General features: G+C 40.1%; 18 protein-coding genes and 1 pseudogene. 8 read left to right on the top strand and 11 right to left on the bottom strand.

Features of this window, described 5'->3' with window-relative positions; genetic code table 11:
- Position 1 precedes the first annotated feature (1 nt).
- The 3 genes from hetZ (at position 2) to RS893_RS27425 (ending at position 4,758) form a co-directional block, all read left to right on the top strand.
- Entirely contained in the window at positions 2 to 1,189 is a 1,188-nt protein-coding gene (gene hetZ, locus RS893_RS27435; RefSeq protein ID WP_315788743.1) for a heterocyst differentiation protein HetZ, read from the top strand.
- Positions 1,182 to 2,162, top strand: a complete 981-nt coding sequence (locus RS893_RS27430) for a PatU (RefSeq protein ID WP_315788742.1) — start codon at positions 1,182 to 1,184, stop codon at positions 2,160 to 2,162. The genes hetZ and RS893_RS27430 overlap by 8 nt, the downstream gene beginning before the upstream one ends.
- Before the next feature lie 259 nt (positions 2,163 to 2,421).
- Complete coding sequence (locus tag RS893_RS27425) at positions 2,422 to 4,758, top strand: DUF3488 and DUF4129 domain-containing transglutaminase family protein (RefSeq protein WP_315788741.1); 2,337 nt, start codon at positions 2,422 to 2,424, stop codon at positions 4,756 to 4,758.
- A gap of 429 nt (positions 4,759 to 5,187) precedes the next feature.
- Here the strand turns inward: RS893_RS27425 and RS893_RS27420 are convergent.
- Positions 5,188 to 5,407, bottom strand: a pseudogene (locus tag RS893_RS27420) (hypothetical protein); the annotation flags it as partial.
- Between the two features lie 681 nt (positions 5,408 to 6,088).
- On the opposite strand from RS893_RS27420, the gene RS893_RS27415 reads away from it, so the two are divergent.
- Positions 6,089 to 6,940: a universal stress protein gene (locus RS893_RS27415; RefSeq protein ID WP_315788740.1), complete on the top strand. Its 852-nt coding sequence runs from the start codon at positions 6,089 to 6,091 to the stop codon at positions 6,938 to 6,940.
- A 131-nt stretch (positions 6,941 to 7,071) separates the two neighbouring features.
- Here the strand turns inward: RS893_RS27415 and psbM are convergent, their stop codons facing one another.
- The 5 genes from psbM to RS893_RS27390 form a co-directional block, all read right to left on the bottom strand.
- On the bottom strand, positions 7,072 to 7,188 hold the full coding sequence (psbM, locus tag RS893_RS27410; protein WP_009455495.1) for a photosystem II reaction center protein PsbM: 117 nt from the start codon (positions 7,186 to 7,188) through the stop codon (positions 7,072 to 7,074).
- A gap of 108 nt (positions 7,189 to 7,296) precedes the next feature.
- Complete coding sequence (locus RS893_RS27405; protein WP_315788739.1) at positions 7,297 to 7,596, bottom strand: 2Fe-2S iron-sulfur cluster-binding protein; 300 nt, start codon at positions 7,594 to 7,596, stop codon at positions 7,297 to 7,299.
- A 191-nt stretch (positions 7,597 to 7,787) separates the two neighbouring features.
- A complete protein-coding gene (locus tag RS893_RS27400) occupies positions 7,788 to 7,925 on the bottom strand; it encodes a photosystem II reaction center protein K (RefSeq protein WP_009455491.1) in 138 nt (45 codons plus the stop codon).
- 257 nt (positions 7,926 to 8,182) lie between these two features.
- Positions 8,183 to 9,298, bottom strand: a complete 1,116-nt coding sequence (gene tgt / locus RS893_RS27395; protein WP_315788738.1) for a tRNA guanosine(34) transglycosylase Tgt — start codon at positions 9,296 to 9,298, stop codon at positions 8,183 to 8,185.
- A 305-nt stretch (positions 9,299 to 9,603) separates the two neighbouring features.
- The gene (locus RS893_RS27390; RefSeq protein ID WP_315788737.1) at positions 9,604 to 10,056 is read right to left on the bottom strand and encodes a hypothetical protein; all 453 of its coding nucleotides are present in this window, start codon (positions 10,054 to 10,056) and stop codon (positions 9,604 to 9,606) included.
- 435 nt (positions 10,057 to 10,491) lie between these two features.
- On the opposite strand from RS893_RS27390, the gene cobS reads away from it, so the two are divergent.
- A complete protein-coding gene (gene cobS, locus RS893_RS27385) occupies positions 10,492 to 11,277 on the top strand; it encodes an adenosylcobinamide-GDP ribazoletransferase (RefSeq protein ID WP_315788736.1) in 786 nt (261 codons plus the stop codon).
- A gap of 104 nt (positions 11,278 to 11,381) precedes the next feature.
- On the opposite strand, the gene RS893_RS27380 is transcribed toward cobS, so the two are convergent.
- Positions 11,382 to 12,470 carry a T3SS effector HopA1 family protein gene (locus RS893_RS27380; protein ID WP_315788735.1) on the bottom strand — a complete coding sequence of 363 codons (1,089 nt, stop codon included), beginning with the start codon at positions 12,468 to 12,470 and terminating at the stop codon, positions 11,382 to 11,384.
- Between the two features lie 33 nt (positions 12,471 to 12,503).
- Positions 12,504 to 13,748: an aminoglycoside phosphotransferase family protein gene (locus tag RS893_RS27375; protein ID WP_315788734.1), complete on the bottom strand. Its 1,245-nt coding sequence runs from the start codon at positions 13,746 to 13,748 to the stop codon at positions 12,504 to 12,506.
- Positions 13,749 to 14,954: 1,206 nt separating this feature from the next.
- Here RS893_RS27375 and RS893_RS27370 point away from each other — a divergent pair.
- From RS893_RS27370 to RS893_RS27360, 3 genes are all read left to right on the top strand, one after another.
- Positions 14,955 to 18,956, top strand: a complete 4,002-nt coding sequence (locus RS893_RS27370) for a response regulator (RefSeq protein ID WP_315788733.1) — start codon at positions 14,955 to 14,957, stop codon at positions 18,954 to 18,956.
- A gap of 85 nt (positions 18,957 to 19,041) precedes the next feature.
- Positions 19,042 to 19,422 (top strand): response regulator, encoded by a 381-nt coding sequence (locus RS893_RS27365; RefSeq protein ID WP_009455093.1) that lies wholly within the window; start codon positions 19,042 to 19,044, stop codon positions 19,420 to 19,422.
- Between the two features lie 218 nt (positions 19,423 to 19,640).
- Positions 19,641 to 19,814, top strand: coding sequence for a hypothetical protein (locus tag RS893_RS27360; protein ID WP_315788732.1), 174 nt, complete (start codon positions 19,641 to 19,643; stop codon positions 19,812 to 19,814).
- 163 nt (positions 19,815 to 19,977) lie between these two features.
- On the opposite strand, the gene RS893_RS27355 is transcribed toward RS893_RS27360, so the two are convergent.
- The 3 genes from RS893_RS27355 to RS893_RS27345 form a co-directional block, all read right to left on the bottom strand.
- Positions 19,978 to 20,706, bottom strand: coding sequence for an ABC transporter ATP-binding protein (locus RS893_RS27355; RefSeq protein ID WP_315788731.1), 729 nt, complete (start codon positions 20,704 to 20,706; stop codon positions 19,978 to 19,980).
- A gap of 147 nt (positions 20,707 to 20,853) precedes the next feature.
- Positions 20,854 to 21,081, bottom strand: coding sequence for an indolepyruvate ferredoxin oxidoreductase subunit alpha (locus RS893_RS27350; RefSeq protein WP_315788730.1), 228 nt, complete (start codon positions 21,079 to 21,081; stop codon positions 20,854 to 20,856).
- A gap of 53 nt (positions 21,082 to 21,134) precedes the next feature.
- The gene (locus RS893_RS27345; protein ID WP_315788729.1) at positions 21,135 to 21,332 is read right to left on the bottom strand and encodes a hypothetical protein; all 198 of its coding nucleotides are present in this window, start codon (positions 21,330 to 21,332) and stop codon (positions 21,135 to 21,137) included.
- Positions 21,333 to 21,339 lie beyond the last annotated feature (7 nt).

Raw genomic sequence — 21,339 nt, 5'->3', positions numbered from 1 at the left:
TATGAAATTAGCCGCAACCACAACTATTCAGGGAGAATTTTCTATCGGCGTGGAGGCGATATTTCCATTCCTTTTCCAAGAACTTCAGCAGTCAACTAAAGCTTGCGAACAGAATTGCCGTGACGTAGCAATGCGAATTGCTGCCGAGGTCTACCGGATTTGCAATGAAAGTAAACGTATTCAGGCTTCCGGTTCTGTAGAAAATTCGGCAATGACCCTAGCCAAGCATCGCCTGCAACAATGCCTGAGATACTACCAATTGGGTTCAAATCGCGGCAGGGTTGAATTACATAGTACCTTGAGTGCGATCATTTACCGTTACATCAATCCGCCACAAAGGCAATTGAGTTATCAAGGCCGACTAACCGTGATTGAAGATTTTCTCCAAAGTTTTTACCTGGAGGCTTTAAACGCTTTCCGACGAGAAAATCAGTTAGAACCAACTTACCGTCCACGCACGCTGCTGGAATTAGCAGAGTACATGGCATTTACGGAACGCTACGGCAAGCGACGCATTCCCTTGCCAGGACGTCAGCAACAATTGATTATCCTACGGGCACAAACTTTCTCGCAACAGCAACCTCCAGAAACGTGTGTAGACATAGAACAAGCGGCAGAAGGTAGTGGTGAAGCCGAGGGTTCTTGGGAAGACCCAGCAGTACAGCAATTGCGAAGTGCAATGGCCACACAGACTGAACCAGAACCCCAAGAAGATACTCTGCGTTCAGTTGTGGTTACGGAATTAATGAATTATTTAGAGGAACGCCAACAAACTGATTGCGCTGATTACTTTGCTTTACGCCTTCAAGATTTGTCCGCTCAAGAAATCGAGTCAATTTTGGGCTTAACCCCCCGTCAGAGGGATTACTTGCAGCAACGATTCAAGTATCATTTAATTCGGTTTGCTTTGTTGCATCGTTGGGAGTTAGTTCACGAGTGGTTAGAAGCTGATTTGCACACTAACTTGGGTTTAACTCCTCAACAATGGCAAGGTTATACCGAAAAGCTTGACGAAAAGCAGCGCTCTTTATTAGAACTGAAGCAGCAGGGACAAACCGACGAAAAAATAGCTAAAACTTTGGGTTTATCAATGGCACAACTTCAGAAGCGATGGTTTAAAATTCTTGAACAAGCTTGGGAGATTCGTAACTCCTTAGTGTCCGGATCAAGTGCTTCTACTCATGAATAGTGACTCAGAAACCTTACAAAAAAATTTACTCTCTTGGTTATTGACAGATGCTCTCAGTTCCAGAGAGTATACGCAAGTTGAACGTAAGGATATCAACGGGGCAGACAAACCTTTAGTAACAACCACCGAAATTACCAGTGGCGAACAAGAGGGATGCAAGCCCCAAACATCTTTATTGGGAGAAATTCCAACTGTGCAAGAACGTTTCCAAGCCGTACTTAAACGTCGGTTACAAGTCGAAGTTGAAGACCAGCCTCCGCTATTTCCTTGGGAAACACAAATACTAGATTATCCCGAGTATATAGACGAACCAGTGGTGGAACTAGTTCCTAGCCGGGCATGGATAGCACATCAGTCCAGACTCAATTTACCGACACTTCTGCCGGAAAACATTTTCCGGCAATTGCTCGACAGATGTCAAGCACTGATAACATCTTCTGTGCCATTAGGGGCAAAATTAGTCCAAGCAGTGGAAAGCTTTTTCCCTAATGAATCCCAAGTCCTAAACGACTTAGCAGGGACAATCCAGCTAAGGGCCAACCTCCGCTATGGAGATACCCTAAATCCTATGCCAAATCTGGATAGTGATTATTCAGATTTACAACCACAGCAACAGATGCTGGTATCGTTGCTGGCAGCTCAACAAGTGTTAGAAAGTTTGACTTTGCCAATTTCTGCGACCAACCCAGTGCTAGAAAGGCAATGGCTAACTAGCGTGGGTGTTCTTAATCTAAGAGCAGAATATCAATCTCAAGGACAAGTGCCGAGACTGCTGATTCGAGGAGATTTACCCTCGAAGGGGGTAGTCAGACTTCAAGGTAATGGTTCCCAAGCCAGGGCAGAGTCTTCTAGTCCAGGTTGTTTAAGTGTGGAATTATGCTGTACTCAACTTGATGAGGCTTATACCTTAATGGTTGAGTTGAAAGAAATAGACCAGCAGCCTTTGTTGTTTGTAATTATTCCCACAAAATAACTCAATAGTTAGCGATCGCTAGCACTGAAACTTGATAATAGCCTTTGTTATGAAATGAATATCATCCTGGTTTTGAAAGAGTTCCCATTTTTTAAAAAGCGGTTATTAGGGCGTCTACAGGCAGCTACAGTGAGGAGATTTGTAACACGAGAGAGGTTAATTTGACCTCGCTCGTTTTGCGTCAGTAGCGTCTACTATTATCGCTTTGCTTATGTACCCATCCGCTGCTTTTTAGATCGAAATGTTTAACTTTTCCAGGATGAATTGGCTTTGGCGTCTACCTTTGGGTGATGACTGGCGGCAAAATATCCTCCAGTCGCCTGTAACAGCAGAAGTGGAAGATTCAATTACCTTGCGGGTGCTAGTGCTAGCGTTGGTAATTGTGGGTATTGTGGCGACGGATATTGCTGCTGAAACTTGGTCTAGTTTCTGGGCAGTACCACTATCGATATTAGGTGCAATTTGGAGTTATTATCGTCGCCGCGATCGCAATATCCCAGTTAAATTCTGTATTGCCATAGGAATGTTAGTAGCACTAGGTGCTTTCTTAGGGCGATTGTTAGGAGAACTGAATGATACACGACTAGCTTTAGCAGAACTATTAATTCAACTCCAGGTGCTGCATTGCTTTGATGTTCCTCGTCGCAAAGACTTGAGTTACTCAATTCTAATTGGATTAATTCTGCTGGGTGTGGCAGCAACGCTGAGTCAAACTCTAGCGTTTGCGCCAATATTACTGTTATTTTTAGCGATCGCCCTGCCCACTTTAGTAGTAGATTACCGTTCACGACTTGGATTAGAGCAATTAAATACTCATAATGAACAAATTTTGAGGAATTCCTCTACACAGGGGAATTCCTCGGTTTTTAATTTAAAATTTTTCATATTTAATTTTGTGATCATAGTGGGCTTAGGGCTAGTAATATTTGCCCTTTTACCCCGCCTACCCGGTTATCAATTGCGGATGTTTCCGGTCAGCAGCCCGATTCAGACTACAGACGAATTTACAGGACGTAATATTATTAACCCTGGCTATGTCCGCCAAGGTAATCCTAACAATCAAGGTAATAGTAACAGTAGTACTAGCAACAGCCAAACTGGTCAACCAGGGAAAGTAGATAGTAGCTTTTATTATGGTTTTAATAGCCAGATCAACCAGAACTTGCGTGGAGAGATGACACCCAAAATAGTTATGCGGGTGCGATCGCAAGCACCAGGTTTCTGGCGAGTGCTAGCCTTTGATCGCTACACAGGTAAAGGCTGGGAAGTTTCCCGTAATGATCAAGTCAAACGCTTGCAGCGATCGCCTTGGTCTTACCAAATTTTTCTTGACCCGCCAATCAGTGCGGCTCAAACTAAAGAAATTATCCAGACTTACACAGTGGTGTCTGATTTGCCAAACCTGATTCCAGCAATGGCATTTCCCAAAGAAATTTACTTCCCGACACCCGTATTAGCTGTGGATCAAGAAGACGGGTTGCGATCGCCTGTAGGATTATCAGAAGGCATGACCTACACAGTTATTTCCCAAGTTCCCTATCGCGATCGGACTTTGTTAGGCAAAACTTCCAATAAATATCCGCAGAGTATTAAAAATTACTACCTACAAGTTCCGCCGGAAACTGCCACAAAAGTACGTGAACTTACAGAAGAGATTCTAGCTAACTACAACCAAAAAAGAGTTGCACAGTCAAATAAATCACTAGAGCCTACTTACGAAAAAGCACTTTATTTAGCTCAGTATCTCAAACAAAACTATAAAACTCCGGAAAATCCCCTAGATTTACCTTATTTGAGTGAAAACGAAGACTTAGTAGAAGCTTTTTTATTCAAACATAAAGGTGGCTATCCAGACCATTTCTCTACAGTCTTAACGGTAATGCTACGTTCCATTGGCATTCCCGCACGCTTGGTAGCGGGGTTCGCGTCAGGAGAGTTTAATCCTTTTACGGGAATGTACATCGTCCGCAACACCGACGCCTATGTCATGACAGAGGTATATTTTCCCAAATATGGCTGGTTTGCGTTTGACCCTATTCCCAACCACCCTCTAATTCCTCCTTCAGTAGAAGATGAGCAGACTTTTAACACATTGCGGCTATTTTGGAATTGGGTTGCAGGCTGGCTACCCTCTCCTGTAACGGGTTTGCTGAATTATGTATTTGGGGCTATATTTACCTGGATTAGCAAAGCTTTTTCTTGGTTTGTTTCGCTATTTTACCAGGGATGGCTGGGTGTTTTCACTGGCTTAATTTTTGCCACAACAGTAGCTTTCTTAAGTTGGTTAGGCTGGGATAGATGGCGAGAGTGGCGCTATCACTCGGCTTTGAAGAAATTACCACCAATGGAACGTCTGTATCAGCAAATGTTGCGTTGGACAAGTAAACAAGGTTTAGCTAAACACCCAGCCCAAACACCGCTAGAGTATGCCAGAATTTTATACCAACATCATGCGATAACAACGGCAGAGGTGATAGACGAAATCTCCCAAGCCTATGTAAGCTGGCGTTATGGTAGTTATACTCCTGATTTGCAGAGACTGCAACAAAAATGGCAAAAAATGAAAAAGACTACCAAAAAATTAAAGCTAACTTAATTTAGTTAAGACTGGGATTGTTTTGTTTGCTAGTAGCTGTGCCATTTTGGTTACATCCTTCAGTTACAGCTCAGCAAAATACCAAACTTCTGTCATTTATTGATAATAAACGATAATCCTGTCCCAGTTGGGTTTCAGTCGGACAGCAGTTATACCAATTTTGGATTTTGCGAAAAGTTTGTAGACACGGAGTGGCTTAAGGCTGGGGTGCGGAGGTTTCTTCCGTACTCTACCTTGAAGCCGCGCAAAGCGCGTCTACAAAGCAGCGTTTTAGAGGGAACTTCAAACCTTTTCAAGACGGATTTTGGATTCAAACTATTGATTAATAGGCTATTCCAGAATCTTGAAACAAGACTACCGCGTGCCTATTTAGTATTAGACCTTTCACCGCCTGCACTAAAGCTGAATGACTTTGATCAGGCTGTTTGGAATATTTGTAGTGCAATTGATACCAGGGTTTGCCCAAATGTCACCCTTAATGGCTTGAAATCCCATGCCATTAACGTATGGCCTTGAACATTCTTGCTTGATTTCATCTGAGTACTCTTTTGGTGGACTGTAAACATCGATAAATTGACGACCACACTTTACACAAATGCGCTTACAGTTTACCTCTGCGTTTACCTTTTTTGTATATGCAACGCCAAATTTATGAATGAGTATTTTTGATATATAGAAAAATAACTAATAGCATAATTATATTTTCTTAATCAAACATCTGGTTTATGAAGTAATCTATTGAAAATAAAAATTGTTAAATAAACTAAGTATTAAGAATTTGTTTTTTCTGGGATAACTGAAGTCGACTGCTTTCCTTGTTGTTATTGCCTGTTGCCCGCCTATACAAGTAAGTTTAGAGTAAAATCGGATTTTGATATTCTTGAGTTTACATTGTAAATATTTTGCTACATAATACTTAGCTACTCCTAAGTATTTTAAGCTCAACTGATCTACTGTATTGCTTATTGACTGTCTTAGCAATACTTAACAAGAGATTAATTAAAAAGCGTAAACATAGATTAAAAGTGATAAAATTCATAACCATTCATTAAGTTAATCGTGCAGAATTAAGAGTAAGCTAAATTATCAATAGCCTAGTTGAGAAACTGCGTCACTAGGCGTAAATATAAATAAGATTTTGTCAAGAGTTAATTGTCAAAACGAGTGATTCTTACGATGTTAATTGCTAATTCTTCATTGCAGTTAACAATTAATCACTAACTATTGATGATTAACTATTGACTATTGACTAAGTAATTTAGCAGGCGGTGAAAGTTAAAGCTGAGCCAATTACTAGAGAGCAAACAACTAAAAGCTACGGAAGGCGAAAATGATACAAAACATTTTGATTGCTGTCTCTGGATTGGGACACGCGGAAGAGATGCTTAAAACTTTGAAGGAACTGCCATCAATTCAACAGGCAAAAGTTACAGTATTACACGTTGTTCCACCACAAAGCACCGCCGAATCTATGACAGCTAAGTGGGAAGAAGGTGGAAAAATCCTGGCTAATGCGATTCAGTCTTTAGCTTTAAATCCTAGCCAAGTCTCTTCCATTTTGCGACAAGGTGAACCTAAAGATGTGGTTTGTCAAGTAGCAGATGAAATTGATGCAGACTTAATTATTATGGGTTCTCGTGGACTTAAGCGTCTGCAATCGATCTTAGCAAATTCAGTTAGTCAGTACGTTTTTCAATTGTCCTCTCGCCCGATGTTGCTAGTAAAAGATGACATTTATGTCAAAAATATTAAGCGCATTATGGTGGCAATGGACAATTCCGATGCGTCAAAACACTGCCTGGATTTGGCTTTATTTTTGATTCGAGACATTAAGGGCGGAGAGCTAATCTTAACACATGTGATTACAGATTTAGGAGGTGAGCCTACATCAACCCAGGTTACTCCTGAACAACACCCTGTTTTAGCAGCTGCTGCTGCGGAAGCGAAGAAACAGGGTGTGCAACCTCGTTGTGTGTTGAGTATGGGTAAACCTGGTGAAAAAATTTGTCGCTTGGCAGAAGAATTAAACGTAGATCTGTTATTACTTGGTTCTCCAGATCGCCGTCCTTCTATTGCCAAGAGTTTTGTTGATTTAGACCGACTTTTAGGTTCTTCTTTGTCTGATTACGTAAGGATTAATGCGACTTGCCCAGTTTTGTTAGCGCGAACTGCTGCTGCTTAAATCAGTGAACAGTTATCAGTTATCAGTTATCAATTGCTAGCAGTTAATTGATAAGTGAATAACTGTAAAAAACCCTTACACCACATATGTATGTAAGGGTTTCTTATTTTATACACAAGATACACAAAGCATTAACTATCTTTTTTACCTTCGCGGCTAGCTGTTTGGATGTAAAGAATGATTAAAAAAACAGCAGGAACCAGCACAAATAGAATGCTGGCTACAAACCCCAGGTCATTAACCTGCATAGTAAGAAAGCCTCTCTTAGATTCCAGTCAACATTTTTAGGATACCATCATCATGGCTTGGGTGAGTCATTTGTCATTTGTCATTTGTAAGAATGAATGCTGACAATTCTATTCAGGCTTTGTCACTACACTTACTGGGCCATTAACCACTGTTTGACAGGCAAGTCGGTAATTTGCAGGCTTTTTCTTTAAGAAACGGTTTTCTATTTGGGTAGGCGGTGATAAATTTTCTTGTCCTTCGATGATCTCTACAATACAGGTGCCACACTGACCATAGCCACCACAATTCATCATTTTTCCCCAAAGTTTGTAGATGTCTATGCCGTTTTCTAAGGCTTTTTGCCGTAAATTAGCACCATTAGCAGCAATAACTTCTTTATTCTCTTTTACGAATTTGATGTTACCCATACTTTATACCTCGTTGACTGTTTGCTTAGACCGAATTTTGATCTGACTTGATGAAATACTTTTCTTTTTATATTAGTTCACTAATTAACTTAACAAAATGTTAAAAATTAAAAACTTTTGCAAACATACTTTTGGCAAAAATTAAGACAGGCAAAACGCCTGTCTCTTCAAAAATATATAGATTGATTAATTTACCTGAAACCCACAGCTGCTTGCCAAACAAAAGCTAAGAGCAAGAAGAATAAGGGAATGAGCGGGAGAACATCCACCAAAGGATCAAAAATTTGAAATGCTTCAGGCAATTTTGCTAATAATAGTGCTATTTCCATTTTTGTTTAAATCCACCTATCCAACACAGCTTTCAGAATTGAGAAATATCTTAACACGGGATAGCCATCAGTAATTAGTCATTGGTTATTAATTATCTGTTTGATAATAAAAACTTTTGGGTTATGCCTATGGAATTTCAACAAAAAAATCACATCCCTCCCCTAATTCCGACGCCATACTCAGCTAGCTACCCCCTTCTTCCCCTGTCCCCCCTATTCTCCTTCCTTTGAAATTTGAAGATTACTGAATTGGAGTTCTACCCCCGTGGAGTTAGCCACTTACCAAATTCTGCAATCAAGGTATCATTCAATATTGCCTCTCGTATTTTTTGGGTAAAGCGAATCAATTCAGTGATATTGTGAATGCTCAACAAGGTATATGCCAAAATTTCTTGCGATCGCACTAAATGAGAAATGTAAGCACGGGTGAAGTTTTGACAAGTGTAGCAAGGACAAGTTTCATCTAAAGGCGTAAAATCTTCACGAAACTTAGCATTTTTTAAATTCCAGCGATCGCCCCCTACCATCGCCGTACCGTGTCTTGCCCAACGTGTGGGAATCACACAATCAAATAAATCTACACCAGAAGCGATCGCAACCACCATTTCTTGATAAGTACCTACGCCCATCAAATAACGCGGCTTGTGGTGTGGTAACAGGGGTGCTGTTACTTGCACAACTTGATGAATTAGTTCTGGTTCTTCACCAACACTTACACCACCAATGGCATACCCTGGTAAATCCAGCTTTGTCAAAGCTTCCGCCGCCTGACAGCGCAAATCTAAATGCACTCCACCCTGAACGATGCCAAATAATGCTTGTTCCTGGGGGCGTTGATGTGCCTCAATACACCGTAAAAGCCATCGGTAAGTGCGCTCTGTTGCTGCTTCTACCTCTTGGCGGCTAGCTGTAGCAGGAGGACACTCATCAAAAGCCATGATCACATCTGCCCCCAGTGTATTTTGAATCTCAATGGATTTTTCGGGTGTGAATTTGATAATTTGACCATCATGGGGCGATCGAAAAGTTACACCTTCTTCAGATATTTTCCGCATTTCGCTGAGGCTGAAGACCTGAAACCCTCCTGAATCAGTAAGCATTGGGCCACTCCACCCCATAAACTTGTGCAGTCCTCCACCTCCAGCCACAATTGTTTCTCCTGGTTGCAGGTGTAGATGATAGGTATTGGATAGCACCATTTGTGCCCCTGTTTCTTGAAGCTGGGCAGGAGTGAGGGTTTTCACAGTTGCCAGTGTCCCCACAGGCATAAAACGAGGGGTTTCAACTACTCCGTGTGGTGTGTAAAATATCCCAGCCCGTGCTTTTGTCTGGGTACAGGAAGCAAGACATTGGAAAGAAAAATTTGCGCTCAAGACAGAAGTAACCGTTGATATTTAAGCTAAGTTTGGTGAACTTAATCAAACATAACTATAGCTTGAGTTTGACAACTGTATCTTCTACCGCCCCTAAAGCTTTCAATATGGCAACAGTTGCTGTGGTTAAGGTACAATTCGCCAAGGTATACACGCCTATCCAAAAGACACAGTGGCAACAGGCATCCACTTAGACGACAGAAAACTTCTTTGCCTGTACAAAAAAGCACAATAAAAATTCTTTTATTGCGTGAAATTAATTAACAACTGGTAATTCCCTAGTATCTTTTAATATACGCACCAGCTTAAAACGGATCGGAAGGATCATCGTCAATTTCTGCGTCCCATCTGGCTGAGAGTACCTGCTCCATCATCGCTTCTATGGCGCTGACATTTAAGGAACGCTCATGTCGTTCTTGCATAGGAGTAGAAAGAGGAATTAGGCGCAGACAACTTCCTTCTTGTACTAAGTCAAAGTAAGTTTCTTTTTGTGGTGACTGTTTTAATTCCAGATAATCAAAACTACAAACGTTGAGATAAAGGGCATGGTTAGCAACGAGGGTAGAGCGTTGCGGATTGGCAAATACTTCCATCACATTCCCTTCACCGTTGCTCTTGCATTCACCGTCTTGGGTGTAGGAATAGCGAACACGACCTAAATCTGTCAGTAATCGCCGCATATCAAGCTTGTTGACAACCACACCTGTATTGATGATGCATGGAGCTGGTATCTTGCTTTCGGGTAGATGATGACTCATAATCAAATGGCTTTCGGAGTGTAGATGAAAACTACATAGCTAAACAGTCGATTATCTTTGCTGATTGACGCCTACTATTTAATAATTATCTAAATATTGATCAATTTTGTAGGGCGATCGCCTAATTAGGCACAATAAATTATTTTTTGTTGACAAAACCCCAGAAAAGCGGATTTTAATATTTCTCTATTGCTTTTATGAGCCGTCCTAGTGTATTTAGTTTACGATCGCTATTCTTTACATAATTACAAAGTTTTTTTTTATACTAATAAAAAAGATTTTACTGAGATAAGCATAACAAAATTTTTGAGTGAAGTTACTCATACTGCTAAATCTTATTTAAATTTTTAAAGAGGAATTTAAGGTTTGTGCCGGAATTACGAGCGTCATTGTCACTTGTCATAAGAGTAATAACTAACAACTAGCGTAACCATTATGAGCAACAAGTGTCAGTGGTGGAAACAACTACTATTTGGTATAGGAAGTTCAGTTGTATTTTATACAATTATCCCGATGCCATATGTGTACCCTTGGGATTTCCAAGGAGTAGCCCGTTTTGCTCCTGTCATCGGACTAATGATAGGAGGGATTTTAGGGTTATGTGATGCTCTGATGATTTATTTAGGTGTACCAGTACTAACCCGTAGTGCCTTAGTTGTATGTGCTTGGATTGCGATTACTGGAGGACTGCATTTAGATGGAGCAATGGATACTGCTGATGGGTTAGCTGTGGGTAATCCTAAGCGGAGACTAGAAGTGATGGCAGATAGTGCTACAGGTGCATTTGGGGCAATGGCAGCGATCGCTTTGGTATTACTTAAAACAACTGCACTAACAGATCTAGAACACAATCGTTGCTTAATTCTCATGGCAGCTGCTGGGTGGGGGCGCTGGGGACAAGTCATGGCAATAGCCCGCTACCTTTACCTGAAACCTACTGGTAAGGGTGCTTTTCATAAACAGGCTATTCGTTCATACAAAGACTGGCTACCGACCCTACTTTTATTAATAGCTTTGGGTGGTTGGCAAATTTTCCTCAACCGCCATCAAATATTTTTTGCCACAGCAATGATACTTGCTGGAATTGCGATCGCAACAAGTGTTGGAGCCTGGTTTAATCACAAACTAGGCGGCCATACTGGTGATACCTATGGTGCTGTTGTGGAATGGACAGAAGCTTTATTTTTATGCGTGATGACAGCAACTAGCCCTGGCAATTAGAATGTTTCTTCCTTCTGCCATCTGCGTTCTGCCCTCTGCCCTCTGCCATCTGCGTTCTGCCCTCTGCCTTATTTTCAAGCTAGATATCATTTTTGGCTTTTTTCTCAAAGTAAAGGAATATACACATCCTCAGAACTAGGATTAAGGTAGGGACGCCGTAAATCTATTCCCAAACGCGCAAAATGTTGGCAGATGGTTTGTATTCTTTGTTGGGTAGAATTTTGCCCTTTCTGCCAAACTTCCAATAAGGCATTAGTAACAATTTGGCAACGATTGATGCCAAAACTTTCTTGAACAACAAATTTTTGGGCTGGTTCTTCAGCTAAACTCAACCCTGGTGCTAAATATTTGGTAAATAAGGGAATCTCTGAATGAAAATGAGATTGATGTTGTTTATACACAGCCTGTAAAACTTCTCGCACTACCCAGTAGTTGTGGCGTTCAAAGTAAAGAACTGCTGAATCAAAGCGTTTATAAGCAGAGGAATTATACGGGACTTGAAAGCTAAATGCAATACCAGCAGTATTAAGTTGTAATGTCAAGCTTTCCATGAGAGCGATCGCTCCGGTTGGAGTTAAATTAAAGTAGATTCGTCCTTCTCCCAAATCGCGATCAGGATTCTCTCCTAGTTTTTGGGCAATATTACTAACTGCGACGTAGCAACCATTTTGCAAACGATTTTTTGGCATCCAAATATTGATCAAATCGCCAACCCGAACAGACCGGATCATTGGTGCTAGATGGTGTTCGCTTTCAATATGTAATGTTAAACCGCCTTTACTCACGGCTAAACTGCCATCTGGTTCGCGTCGCAACACCTGCCAACCAGGATCATAATAACCAGTACCGTGATTGTGAGAGTGCAATTGCTCATACAATTGCCAATCAATCCCCAAGACGGAATTATTTTCTAAACTTTTGTGGGGTAAAAAATTGCTAGGTTCAGCATTGACTGCTAAAACACTTTGCAAAGAGCCATTGTAATAAATACCGTAGATAAAATTTCTGAGTAATAAGGTGAGATATTTATACTGTATTGCTTTAGAATGTTTTTGAAATCTTTGTGCCAATTGATTTGGCAAAGCAAAAGACTGATAGTTAGGATGATAAATGCAAAAGTTAGCCTCAATCTGAATATTGTCGGCAATATCGAGTAGAGAATTTTGGAGATGCTGGTCAGAACAATCTAGCATAGCTTTGAATTTCCCCGTCTACCTGTTTTTTCATCAACACCCACGCAAACGGGTTTTACTGTAGTAAATTCGGACTAAATTCTGTTCTTTTTCGGTTTGAGGATGTTTGGTAAATTTCACAAAAGGTTTGATAATTTCTGACTCGGAGATTCCAAAAACTGTCATTATAGATTCTTGTGGTCTTGTAAGTAGGCTTTTGGCAACTTGTAGCGTCGCAATACCACTGTTATCGAAATATTTCCGGTTTTGAATTGTTGCTTGCAACTGATGAATTAGCATCAAGCCAGCATATTGCACTACTCGCTGGATGAAGTCGCAACGATACTCCAGAATGCTGGGGAAAGCATTAAGATAAGCTTGAACTAAGGCAACTATAGAAGGGTGAAGAATTTCTAGTGGTGTTGCTGCCAATTCTAGAGATTCTTCTAACTTGATAGATGGATCAACCACTAAACTTTCTAACCAAATTCTCAAATAGCTAGCTAATAAGGTTCCTAAATCAAATGCTGGATCTCCCCAGCTACAAGTTTTCCAGTCAATGATACGGATCAGGCAGTTATCTAGTTGTTCCCAGCGAGAATGCACTAAGATGTTTTCTAATTTGAGGTCGTTGTGAGTTAAGCAACAAGGTTGCCATAAAGAAGCTAATTCTGCGATCGCTGCTTCTAAACTTTCATAACGTTGATAAAGAACATAAAACTTGAGCGCATCAGTAGGAACACTACCAAAAATCTCTGAACTAAATGATTCTATTCCTTGCACTGGATTGTAAAACTGATAGCGAAATTGCCCTTCGGGAGCAGTTGCCATAAAATCACGATACTCACGCTGATTAAATGTAGCGCGATGCAGCACACCCAAGCTAGCACCAATGGCAGTAGCAATTTCTGATGGATAAATATCGTTTTGTTGATAGAAATTTTCTAATTCAAAATACTCCGTTAGATAGTTGCGAACTAGTATTGATTGCTCTTCATCAAAATCAAGTAATAATGATCCGATTTCAGCAATGTTTCCTAAGACTGGAAACTGCTGCAACAACTGGTGAAATAACCATTCATTAAACAATTCCTGGGGAACACCATCATACTCTATATGACTTTCCTGCTTGACTAAAAATTTGCGATCGCTTCCCACATTTACCAGTAAATTTATATTTTTCTTTTGACTTCCTACTAGTTCACAGTCTGCAACAACATCATCCTCTGAACCACATAGTCCTAAGTTTTTCAGATGTTCAATCAGATGATGATTTAGAGAATGTAGTGAAAATACCATATATTATTTCCTAACTCGTAAAACTGCTTAGAGAAGTAGCTATCTTGTTATTCGCTTGGTTTAAGTAGTATTAGCTAAGTAGTAAAAACGCGTGGGTAAGAATATTGTTTGTTACTATCTACTAATATCCTATATTGTCAATAAAAACTTGCCAAAATGGCAATGCAGCCTTTACTTACCTTTAAATTTTGCTTCTTGAAAAATTTAAATTTTTAAATACTTTGAATGATATCTAGTTGATATTTGCTGGTTATGGATAGTAATTTATTGATCAACCACTACTGTACATATACGTCTAGAAGTTAAATTTTTAAATCTCAATTACCGAATGTACACTCAACCCCACTCCTATGCCTAAGGGAATACTGCTACCTAGTCAGTTAAATGTCTTTACAGACGCTACGTATTTACGTCTATAAAAAAGCCAAAATCCCTTTCTTCTAAGGTTTTGACCTCTTTCCAGTTGTCGGTTTATTCCCGCGATCCTGTAGTAGGTTTAGTGATGATATTTTTAAGTTTCAATAAACAGAGATGGACTGAAACTGACTCTAAAAAGCATTTGTTGGTACAGAAATAATTATGTAGTTCCGGATGAACTTCAATTTTTTTGTAAATCTATTAGCTATAAATAGTTAATTACTAAATAAGTAATTACTCCTACACTATATTATTTTTGCATTACTGAACATTGATTTTGACTTCTTTTCATGCTTTTTAATAACCTGCATCAACAATGAAAAAACAAATAAACAACTCGAGAATGTAAGTTGCTTGATATTAAATACTTATTTATAAAGAAATATTAATTTAATATAGAACCTTTCAGCAGTGTAGTAATTACTGAATCTCTGCAAGAAAGTGAGGAGATGGGGGTGTAAGGAGTGTAGGAAGCGTACAGAACTTCTTCCCGCGAACGGAGGATTGGGGGATTTCGTTCAGCCACATGGTTTTAGGTATTCGTTAAGAAACGAACAACATGTACTTGTAGATTAGCAAAAAATATTATCCGACAAGTCGCTTGCACAAAATAAATATAAGTTAAGCATTTTTATTTAAAAATATAAACTACATTAGACTTTTGTAAAGCGAGATTAACTCTTTTTGATATCTTTTTTAAGATCACATTGACGCCTATTTTTGGACTTAAATTTTAATTATTTACATCCATACATTTTTGTTTTCATTAATATAATTTAATTCTTTACAATGAAGATATTAATTGTCGAGGATGATGAGCTTGTTGCCCATGTACTTGCTGCTGTCCTTACTAATTACAATTATGCTGTGGAAGAAGCCTTTAGTGGCCAAGCAGCTTGGGATTTGATACAAACTTTTGATTATGATCTAATTCTCTTAGACGTGATCTTGCCGGAGATAGACGGTATCACCCTGTGTCGGCAAATTAGAGCGCATGGTTTGCAAATGCCAATTCTGTTATTGACGGGTTGCGATAGCAGTCATGAAAAGGCAATTGGTTTAGATGCTGGCGCAGATGACTACCTCGTCAAGCCCTTTGATGAAGAAGAATTAGTTGCTCGGATCAGAGCATTGTTACGTCGCGGAGGAGCAATATCGCAACCAGTTTTAGAATGGGTTAATTTACGGCTTGATCCTACTAGTTGCGAAGTTACTTATGCTGGCGAATTGCTGCCATTAACTCCCAAGGAATATGCCTTGCTAGAGCTATTTTTGCGAAATAGTCGCCGAGTTTTTAGCTGTGGCATGATTTTAGAGCATCTCTGGTCTTATGAGGATATACCAGGAGAAGAGGCTGTTCGTACCCATATCAAAGGATTACGGCACAAATTAAAAGCCGTCGGTGCGCCTGGGGATCTAATTGAAACAGTCTATGGTATTGGTTATCGATTGAAACCACGTAGGGAAGAGGCGGGGATAGGAGGACAAGGAGGACATAAGGAGGACATATTTTCTGGGTCTTCCGAAACCATGTCTATTGTTCCGTCTTCTCGGCAACAGACACTTGCGGTTGTGACTGGAGTCTGGAATAAATATAAAGCTAGGGTAAAAGAACAAGTAGGATTGCTTGAGCAAGCTGCTGAGGATGCAAAATCTAAAAGATTAAATCAAAAGCTCAAAAAACAGGCTCTTCAAGAGGCACATACCCTTGCTGGCTCATTGGGTACTTTTGGTTTTGGTGTTGGTTCCCAACTAGCACGTAGAATTGAGCATTTGCTAAAAGCTAATAAAACTCTAAGTGAAAATGACACTACTCAGTTACTGAGTTGGGTACAGCAATTACGTCAGGAAATTGCAGGTAGTAACCAAGATGCAGAACTTACACTTCATTGTGAAGATGAGCAGCCTTTGTTGTTGGTGGTAGATTGCGATCGCACTTTCACCGCACAAATTCAACAGGAGGCTACTAATAAAAATTTACAGGTCGCGATCGCTACTGATACTGCAACTGCCAGAACTATACTGTATCAAAACCATCCTAGTATTGTTCTGCTAGACCCGGATGTTTCTTCAGATCATGAAGACAGTTTTAGCCTACTAGCAGAATTGCACCAACGCAAACCCCCTGTACCAGTAATAGTTTTGACTCAAGACAGTGACTTTAGCGATCGTTTACAGGCTGCTCGCAATGGTGGACACACCTTTTTATCCAAGCCGATGTCTGCTAACCAAGTGTTAGAAGCAGTCAATCAAGTGTTGCAAGAGTCTCCCCACGCAGAAGCACACATACTAGCTGTAGACGATGATCCAAAAATAGGTGCTTTGTTACAAAAATTACTAATGCCTTGGGGAATCAAGGTGACATATTTGGAAAATACCCTGCATTTTTGGGAAACTCTGGAAACAGTTACGCCAGATTTACTAATTCTTGATATAGAAATGCCAGGAATAAATGGTATAGAAATTTGCCAAGTAGTACGCAATGCTCCCCAATGGAGTGAATTACCAATCTTATTTCTCACGGTTCATAACGATGCTGGTATTGTTAATCAGGTTTTTGCAGTTGGTGCAGATGACTTTGTGAGCAAACCCATAGTTGGGCCAGAACTTGTGACTAGGATTGTCAATCGCCTAGAACGGGTTAGCCTACGGCGGATGCGAGAAATTTATCAAGGAGAAAACACACAAGCACAGACGAAACTCAACACTCGCCTGTGCCAACAAGCGACAATAGAACAAGAATTGCGCCAAGCGAAGGATGAATTAGAACTGCGAGTAGCAGAACGTACAGCCCAGCTTACTAGAATTAATCAACAACTCCAGTCTGAACTCAACGAACGCCAACGCGCCCAAGAAGAACTGCGTAACTCCGAAGCAAGGTTTGCTGGTATAGTGTCGATCGCAGATGATGCAATTATTTCTATAGATAGTAGTCAAAAGATTACTCTGTTTAACCAAGGAGCAGAGAAAATTTTTGGTTACACTAGCCAAGAAGTGTTAGGACAACCTCTAGATATATTGCTCCCATCACAATATACTCAAGCACATCGGCAGTATGTATCAGACTTTGGTAAGTCTACAAAAGTTGCCCGGAGGATGGGAGAACGTCGGGAAATTTACGGACGGCGCCAAGATGGAACAGAATTTCCCGCAGAGGCTTCTATTTCTAAGTTAAAACTGGGTCAAGAAATAGTGTATACGGTTTACTTGCAAGATGTAAGCGATCGCAAGCAAGTAGAACGGATGAAAGATGAATTTGTTTCTGTTGTCAGTCACGAACTTCGCACGCCCTTAACTTCGATTCATGGTTCGTTAGGAATGTTAGCGAGTGGTTTAATCAAACCAGACTCAGAACAGGGGAAACGCTTATTACAAATTGCTGTGGATAGTACCGAACGTCTTGTTAGGCTGATCAACGACATCCTTGATATCGAGCGCATTGAATCAGGTAAAGTCAAGATGGAAAAACAAACCTGCAATGTTGCTAATTTGATCGCCGAAGCAATAAATGTCATGCAACCTCTAGCTGATAAAGCCAAGGTAACTCTCTCGGTTTCTAGCTTATCTCAACAGCTATGGGCAGATCCTGATCGGATTTTACAAACCCTGACCAACTTACTCAGTAATGCCATCAAATTTTCTACTGCTGGTTCTACAGTTTGGTTCAGCGCAGAGTTGGTGAGTAGAGAAGACTTCACTCCACCACCCCACTTTCCTAATTACCATATCTTGTTCAAAGTCCGTGACACCGGGCGCGGTATTCCATCTGATAAATTAGAGAGTATTTTTGAGCGCTTTCAACAGGTGGATTCTTCGGATTCCCGCAATCATGAAGGTACTGGTTTGGGTTTAGCGATTTGTAAAAGTATTGTCCAGCAACATGGTGGTCAAATTTGGGTAGATAGTCAGCTAGGTGAGGGTAGTACTTTTTACTTGACACTACCTATATTGCCGGATTCTCACATTCATGAATTAGAATACCGAGACAGTGATCGTGTACCTTTGGTGTTAGTCTGTGATGATGATCCTAATATTCGCAGCGAGTTACAAAATCTTCTGGAAAAACGCCACTATCGGGTAGTTACAGTCGCTAATGGAGAAGAAGCGATCGCGGCTGCGTCTTCAAGCCATCCAGATGTGATTTTACTAGATTTACTCATGCCTGGTATGAATGGCTGGGAAACAATGACAATTCTCAAACAAAGGGTTGATACTCAAGATATTCCTGTTATTATTTGCAGTGTTTGTACACCCAGCCATAACAACAAACCCAATCAAGATTTTGTTAATTGGGTCAGTAAGCCTTTAGAAGAAAGCTTATTATTTGAGTCGTTACGACAAGCACTAACAAATTCTCCTAAACAAATCCGTGTGTTGTTGGTTGAGGATGATCCCGATTTAGCAGAAGTTTTGCAAACTCTGTTTAAACTTTATGATATCAATATTGTTCATGCCAAAACAGGTAAAGAAGCAATTTGTCTCAGCCAAAAAGTGAAGCCTGATTTGCTAATTCTGGATTTAATTTTGCCTGAAGGTGATGGATTTACGGTTGTAGAATGGCTACAGCAACACAACCAACTTTGCAAGATTCCTCTGATGATTTATTCGGCCAAACAATTGCAAGAGTCTGAGAGAGAACGACTGAAGCTAGGACATACAGAATTTTTGGAAAAAGGACAAGTCACACCCCAAGAATTTGAACATCGAGTGATGCAATTATTGCACCAAATTACACAATCAAATTCGGAGTTAAGAAGTCAGAATAATTGTACTTCTATATCTATGGAATAGTATCCAATGCTTGGGTGTTTTTAACGCAGAGGATCGCGGAGTTAGCGCAAAGGTACGCAGAGTTATTTTAGGGATTATTCGCAGGATGAAAAGTAAGAAAGTGTTAGTAATTGATAATGAAGAATATATTCAAGAAGTTGCGAAGGTTTGTTTAGAAACAGTTGCAGGGTGGCAAGTGTTGACAGCAGGTTCTGGGAAAGAAGGTATCAGCAAAGCTGAGAACTATCAACCAGATGCAATTCTGTTAGATGTGATGATGCCAGATATGGATGGACTGACTACTTTTGAGAAACTAAAAGAAAATCAAATAACTAAAGCGATTCCGGTAATTTTATTAACTGCAAAGATCCAAGCTTCTGATCGTCGCCGTTATGCTCAGTTGGGTATCAAGGCAGCGATCGCTAAACCGTTTAATCCTTTAGAGTTAGCTCCTCAGGTAGCGTCAGCTTTGGGTTGGAACCTGTAAAAATTATATAGCATTCATAATTCATAATTTCTTATTCATAATTTATCATTCGTAAATTTTGAACATCTTCACAAGTTCCTCATATTCTTTTCCTACTCTGAAAGTAGAGACAACTATTACAAGTCTCGAACTCGTGCTACTGCTGCTGAAGTTGGCACTAATTAAAAAAATCTTGAGAGATTCATTAAAAGTTTTTTAAAAATTCAGGAGAAGATTCTATGACTAACAAAACAAATAAAGGTGGAATTTGGCAACGAATTATAGAAATTCCTCAAAAAGTTGTTCATTACATATACGGTGGATTTGTAAGAATTTTTGCTCCTAGAGATGACAATTATCCAGAAACAGGTGTACAACCATTTGAGGGAGAAGTTGATAAGGGAAAACATTAGGAATTTGTTGTTAGTTGTTAGTTATTAGTTATTGGTTGTTTGGAATAATTAATATCTAATCAAAAATCAATAACTAAGTTTTATGACTGTAGGGTGCGTTAGGCTGAAGCTATGGCACTCTACTTAATATTTACTAATTAAGATTTACTTTATAAATAGTTCCTTAATGTCTTTTACCTGCTCCTAAATACAGTTCCCCTACTTTAGGGTCATTCAATAATTCTTGACCAGGGCCTGTAATTGCATCGCGTCCAGATTCGAGTACGCAACCCCGGTGGGCCATTTCTAAGGCTTTGCGAGCGTTTTGTTCTACTAAAACTATAGCTGTACCTCCCCGGTTAATTTCTTGAATTTGTTCAAATACCTGAGTGACTAAAATCGGAGATAGGGCGGCGGAAGGCTCATCTAAAAGCAGTAGACTGGGTTCTAACATCAAGGCTTTGCCCATTGCTAACATCTGACGTTCGCCACCGGAGAGTGTACCAGCACGTTGACGACGGCGATCGCGTAGCCTGGGAAACATGGCAAATATTTTGTCTTTGAGTGGTTGAAGAGAAACATCACGAACAAAAGCGCCCATTTCTAAATTTTCTTCTACTGTTAAGGAAGGAAAAACATTGGCGATTTGCGGTACGTAACACATCCCTCGCTGCACGATTTGGTTCGATTTTAATCCGGTGATGTTTTCTCCTTTAAAAGTGATTTTGCCTGTATGGGGTGTCAACAACCCAAAAATGGTTTTTGCTAAAGTCGATTTACCTGCACCGTTGGGGCCAATCACCGTCACTAATTCCCCAGGAGAAACGCAGAAATTTACACCTTGTAGAATATCAACATCTTTAATATATCCAGCATGGACATTATTAACTTCTAGTAAGTAGTCAGTAGTCATTAGTTAGTAGTTAGTGGTTAGTGGTTGGTGGGTAGAGACGCGAGGAACATCGCGTCTGTACATTAGTGGTTGGTGGTTGGTGGTTAATAATATTTAGTCAATAGTCAAGTCAAAAATAACTATTGACTCTTGACTATTGACTATTGACTACATTGGCGTTTTTTGCAACTCAGGTCTTTCTTCTGGGACGATCGCACCTTCTACTGGGCAAACTTGGATACATATGCCGCAGTCAATACAAGTAGCGAAGTCAATCCAGAACCAATCAGTACCTTTGATATTTTTGCCTGGCCCATCATGGATACAAGCAACTGGACAGGCATCTACGCAATCTGCAACACCTTCACAGACGTCTGTAACAATCGTATGTGGCATAGTTCCCCTCTTTCGGATCAAAATTGCTGTACTGAGTACAACTGTTTTCTAGACTAACAACAATCAGTTGTAAAAAGGGAACAGGGAACAGCTTTAAGCCTCAACGCCAAAGCTTTAAAACTCAACAACCAAGCTTCAAGACTCAACAACCAAGCTTCAAGACTCAACGACCAAGCTTTAAAACTCAACAACCAAGCTTTAAAACTCAATAACCAAGCTTCAAGACTCAATAACCAAGCTTTAAAACTCAACACTCAA

It is taken from the genome of Fischerella sp. JS2 (assembly GCF_032393985.1).
GTDB lineage: Bacteria > Cyanobacteriota > Cyanobacteriia > Cyanobacteriales > Nostocaceae > Fischerella.
The sequence above is the reverse complement of the archived record's forward strand: the minus strand, read 5'-3'. Positions and strand labels throughout refer to the sequence as shown.

Bases quoted from the DNA above. Each gene is read 5' to 3' on its own strand.
- hetZ (WP_315788743.1), top strand. From the start codon at position 2: ATGAAATTAGCCGCAACCACAACTATTCAGGGAGAATTTTCTATCGGC.
- RS893_RS27430 (WP_315788742.1), top strand. From the start codon at position 1,182: ATGAATAGTGACTCAGAAACCTTACAAAAAAATTTACTCTCTTGGTTA.
- RS893_RS27425 (WP_315788741.1), top strand. From the start codon at position 2,422: ATGAATTGGCTTTGGCGTCTACCTTTGGGTGATGACTGGCGGCAAAAT.
- RS893_RS27415 (WP_315788740.1), top strand. From the start codon at position 6,089: ATGATACAAAACATTTTGATTGCTGTCTCTGGATTGGGACACGCGGAA.
- psbM (WP_009455495.1), bottom strand. From the start codon at position 7,188: ATGCAGGTTAATGACCTGGGGTTTGTAGCCAGCATTCTATTTGTGCTG.
- RS893_RS27405 (WP_315788739.1), bottom strand. From the start codon at position 7,596: ATGGGTAACATCAAATTCGTAAAAGAGAATAAAGAAGTTATTGCTGCT.
- RS893_RS27400 (WP_009455491.1), bottom strand. From the start codon at position 7,925: ATGGAAATAGCACTATTATTAGCAAAATTGCCTGAAGCATTTCAAATT.
- RS893_RS27390 (WP_315788737.1), bottom strand. From the start codon at position 10,056: ATGAGTCATCATCTACCCGAAAGCAAGATACCAGCTCCATGCATCATC.
- cobS (WP_315788736.1), top strand. From the start codon at position 10,492: ATGAGCAACAAGTGTCAGTGGTGGAAACAACTACTATTTGGTATAGGA.
- RS893_RS27380 (WP_315788735.1), bottom strand. From the start codon at position 12,470: ATGCTAGATTGTTCTGACCAGCATCTCCAAAATTCTCTACTCGATATT.
- RS893_RS27375 (WP_315788734.1), bottom strand. From the start codon at position 13,748: ATGGTATTTTCACTACATTCTCTAAATCATCATCTGATTGAACATCTG.
- RS893_RS27370 (WP_315788733.1), top strand. From the start codon at position 14,955: ATGAAGATATTAATTGTCGAGGATGATGAGCTTGTTGCCCATGTACTT.
- RS893_RS27365 (WP_009455093.1), top strand. From the start codon at position 19,042: ATGAAAAGTAAGAAAGTGTTAGTAATTGATAATGAAGAATATATTCAA.
- RS893_RS27360 (WP_315788732.1), top strand. From the start codon at position 19,641: ATGACTAACAAAACAAATAAAGGTGGAATTTGGCAACGAATTATAGAA.
- RS893_RS27355 (WP_315788731.1), bottom strand. From the start codon at position 20,706: ATGACTACTGACTACTTACTAGAAGTTAATAATGTCCATGCTGGATAT.
- RS893_RS27350 (WP_315788730.1), bottom strand. From the start codon at position 21,081: ATGCCACATACGATTGTTACAGACGTCTGTGAAGGTGTTGCAGATTGC.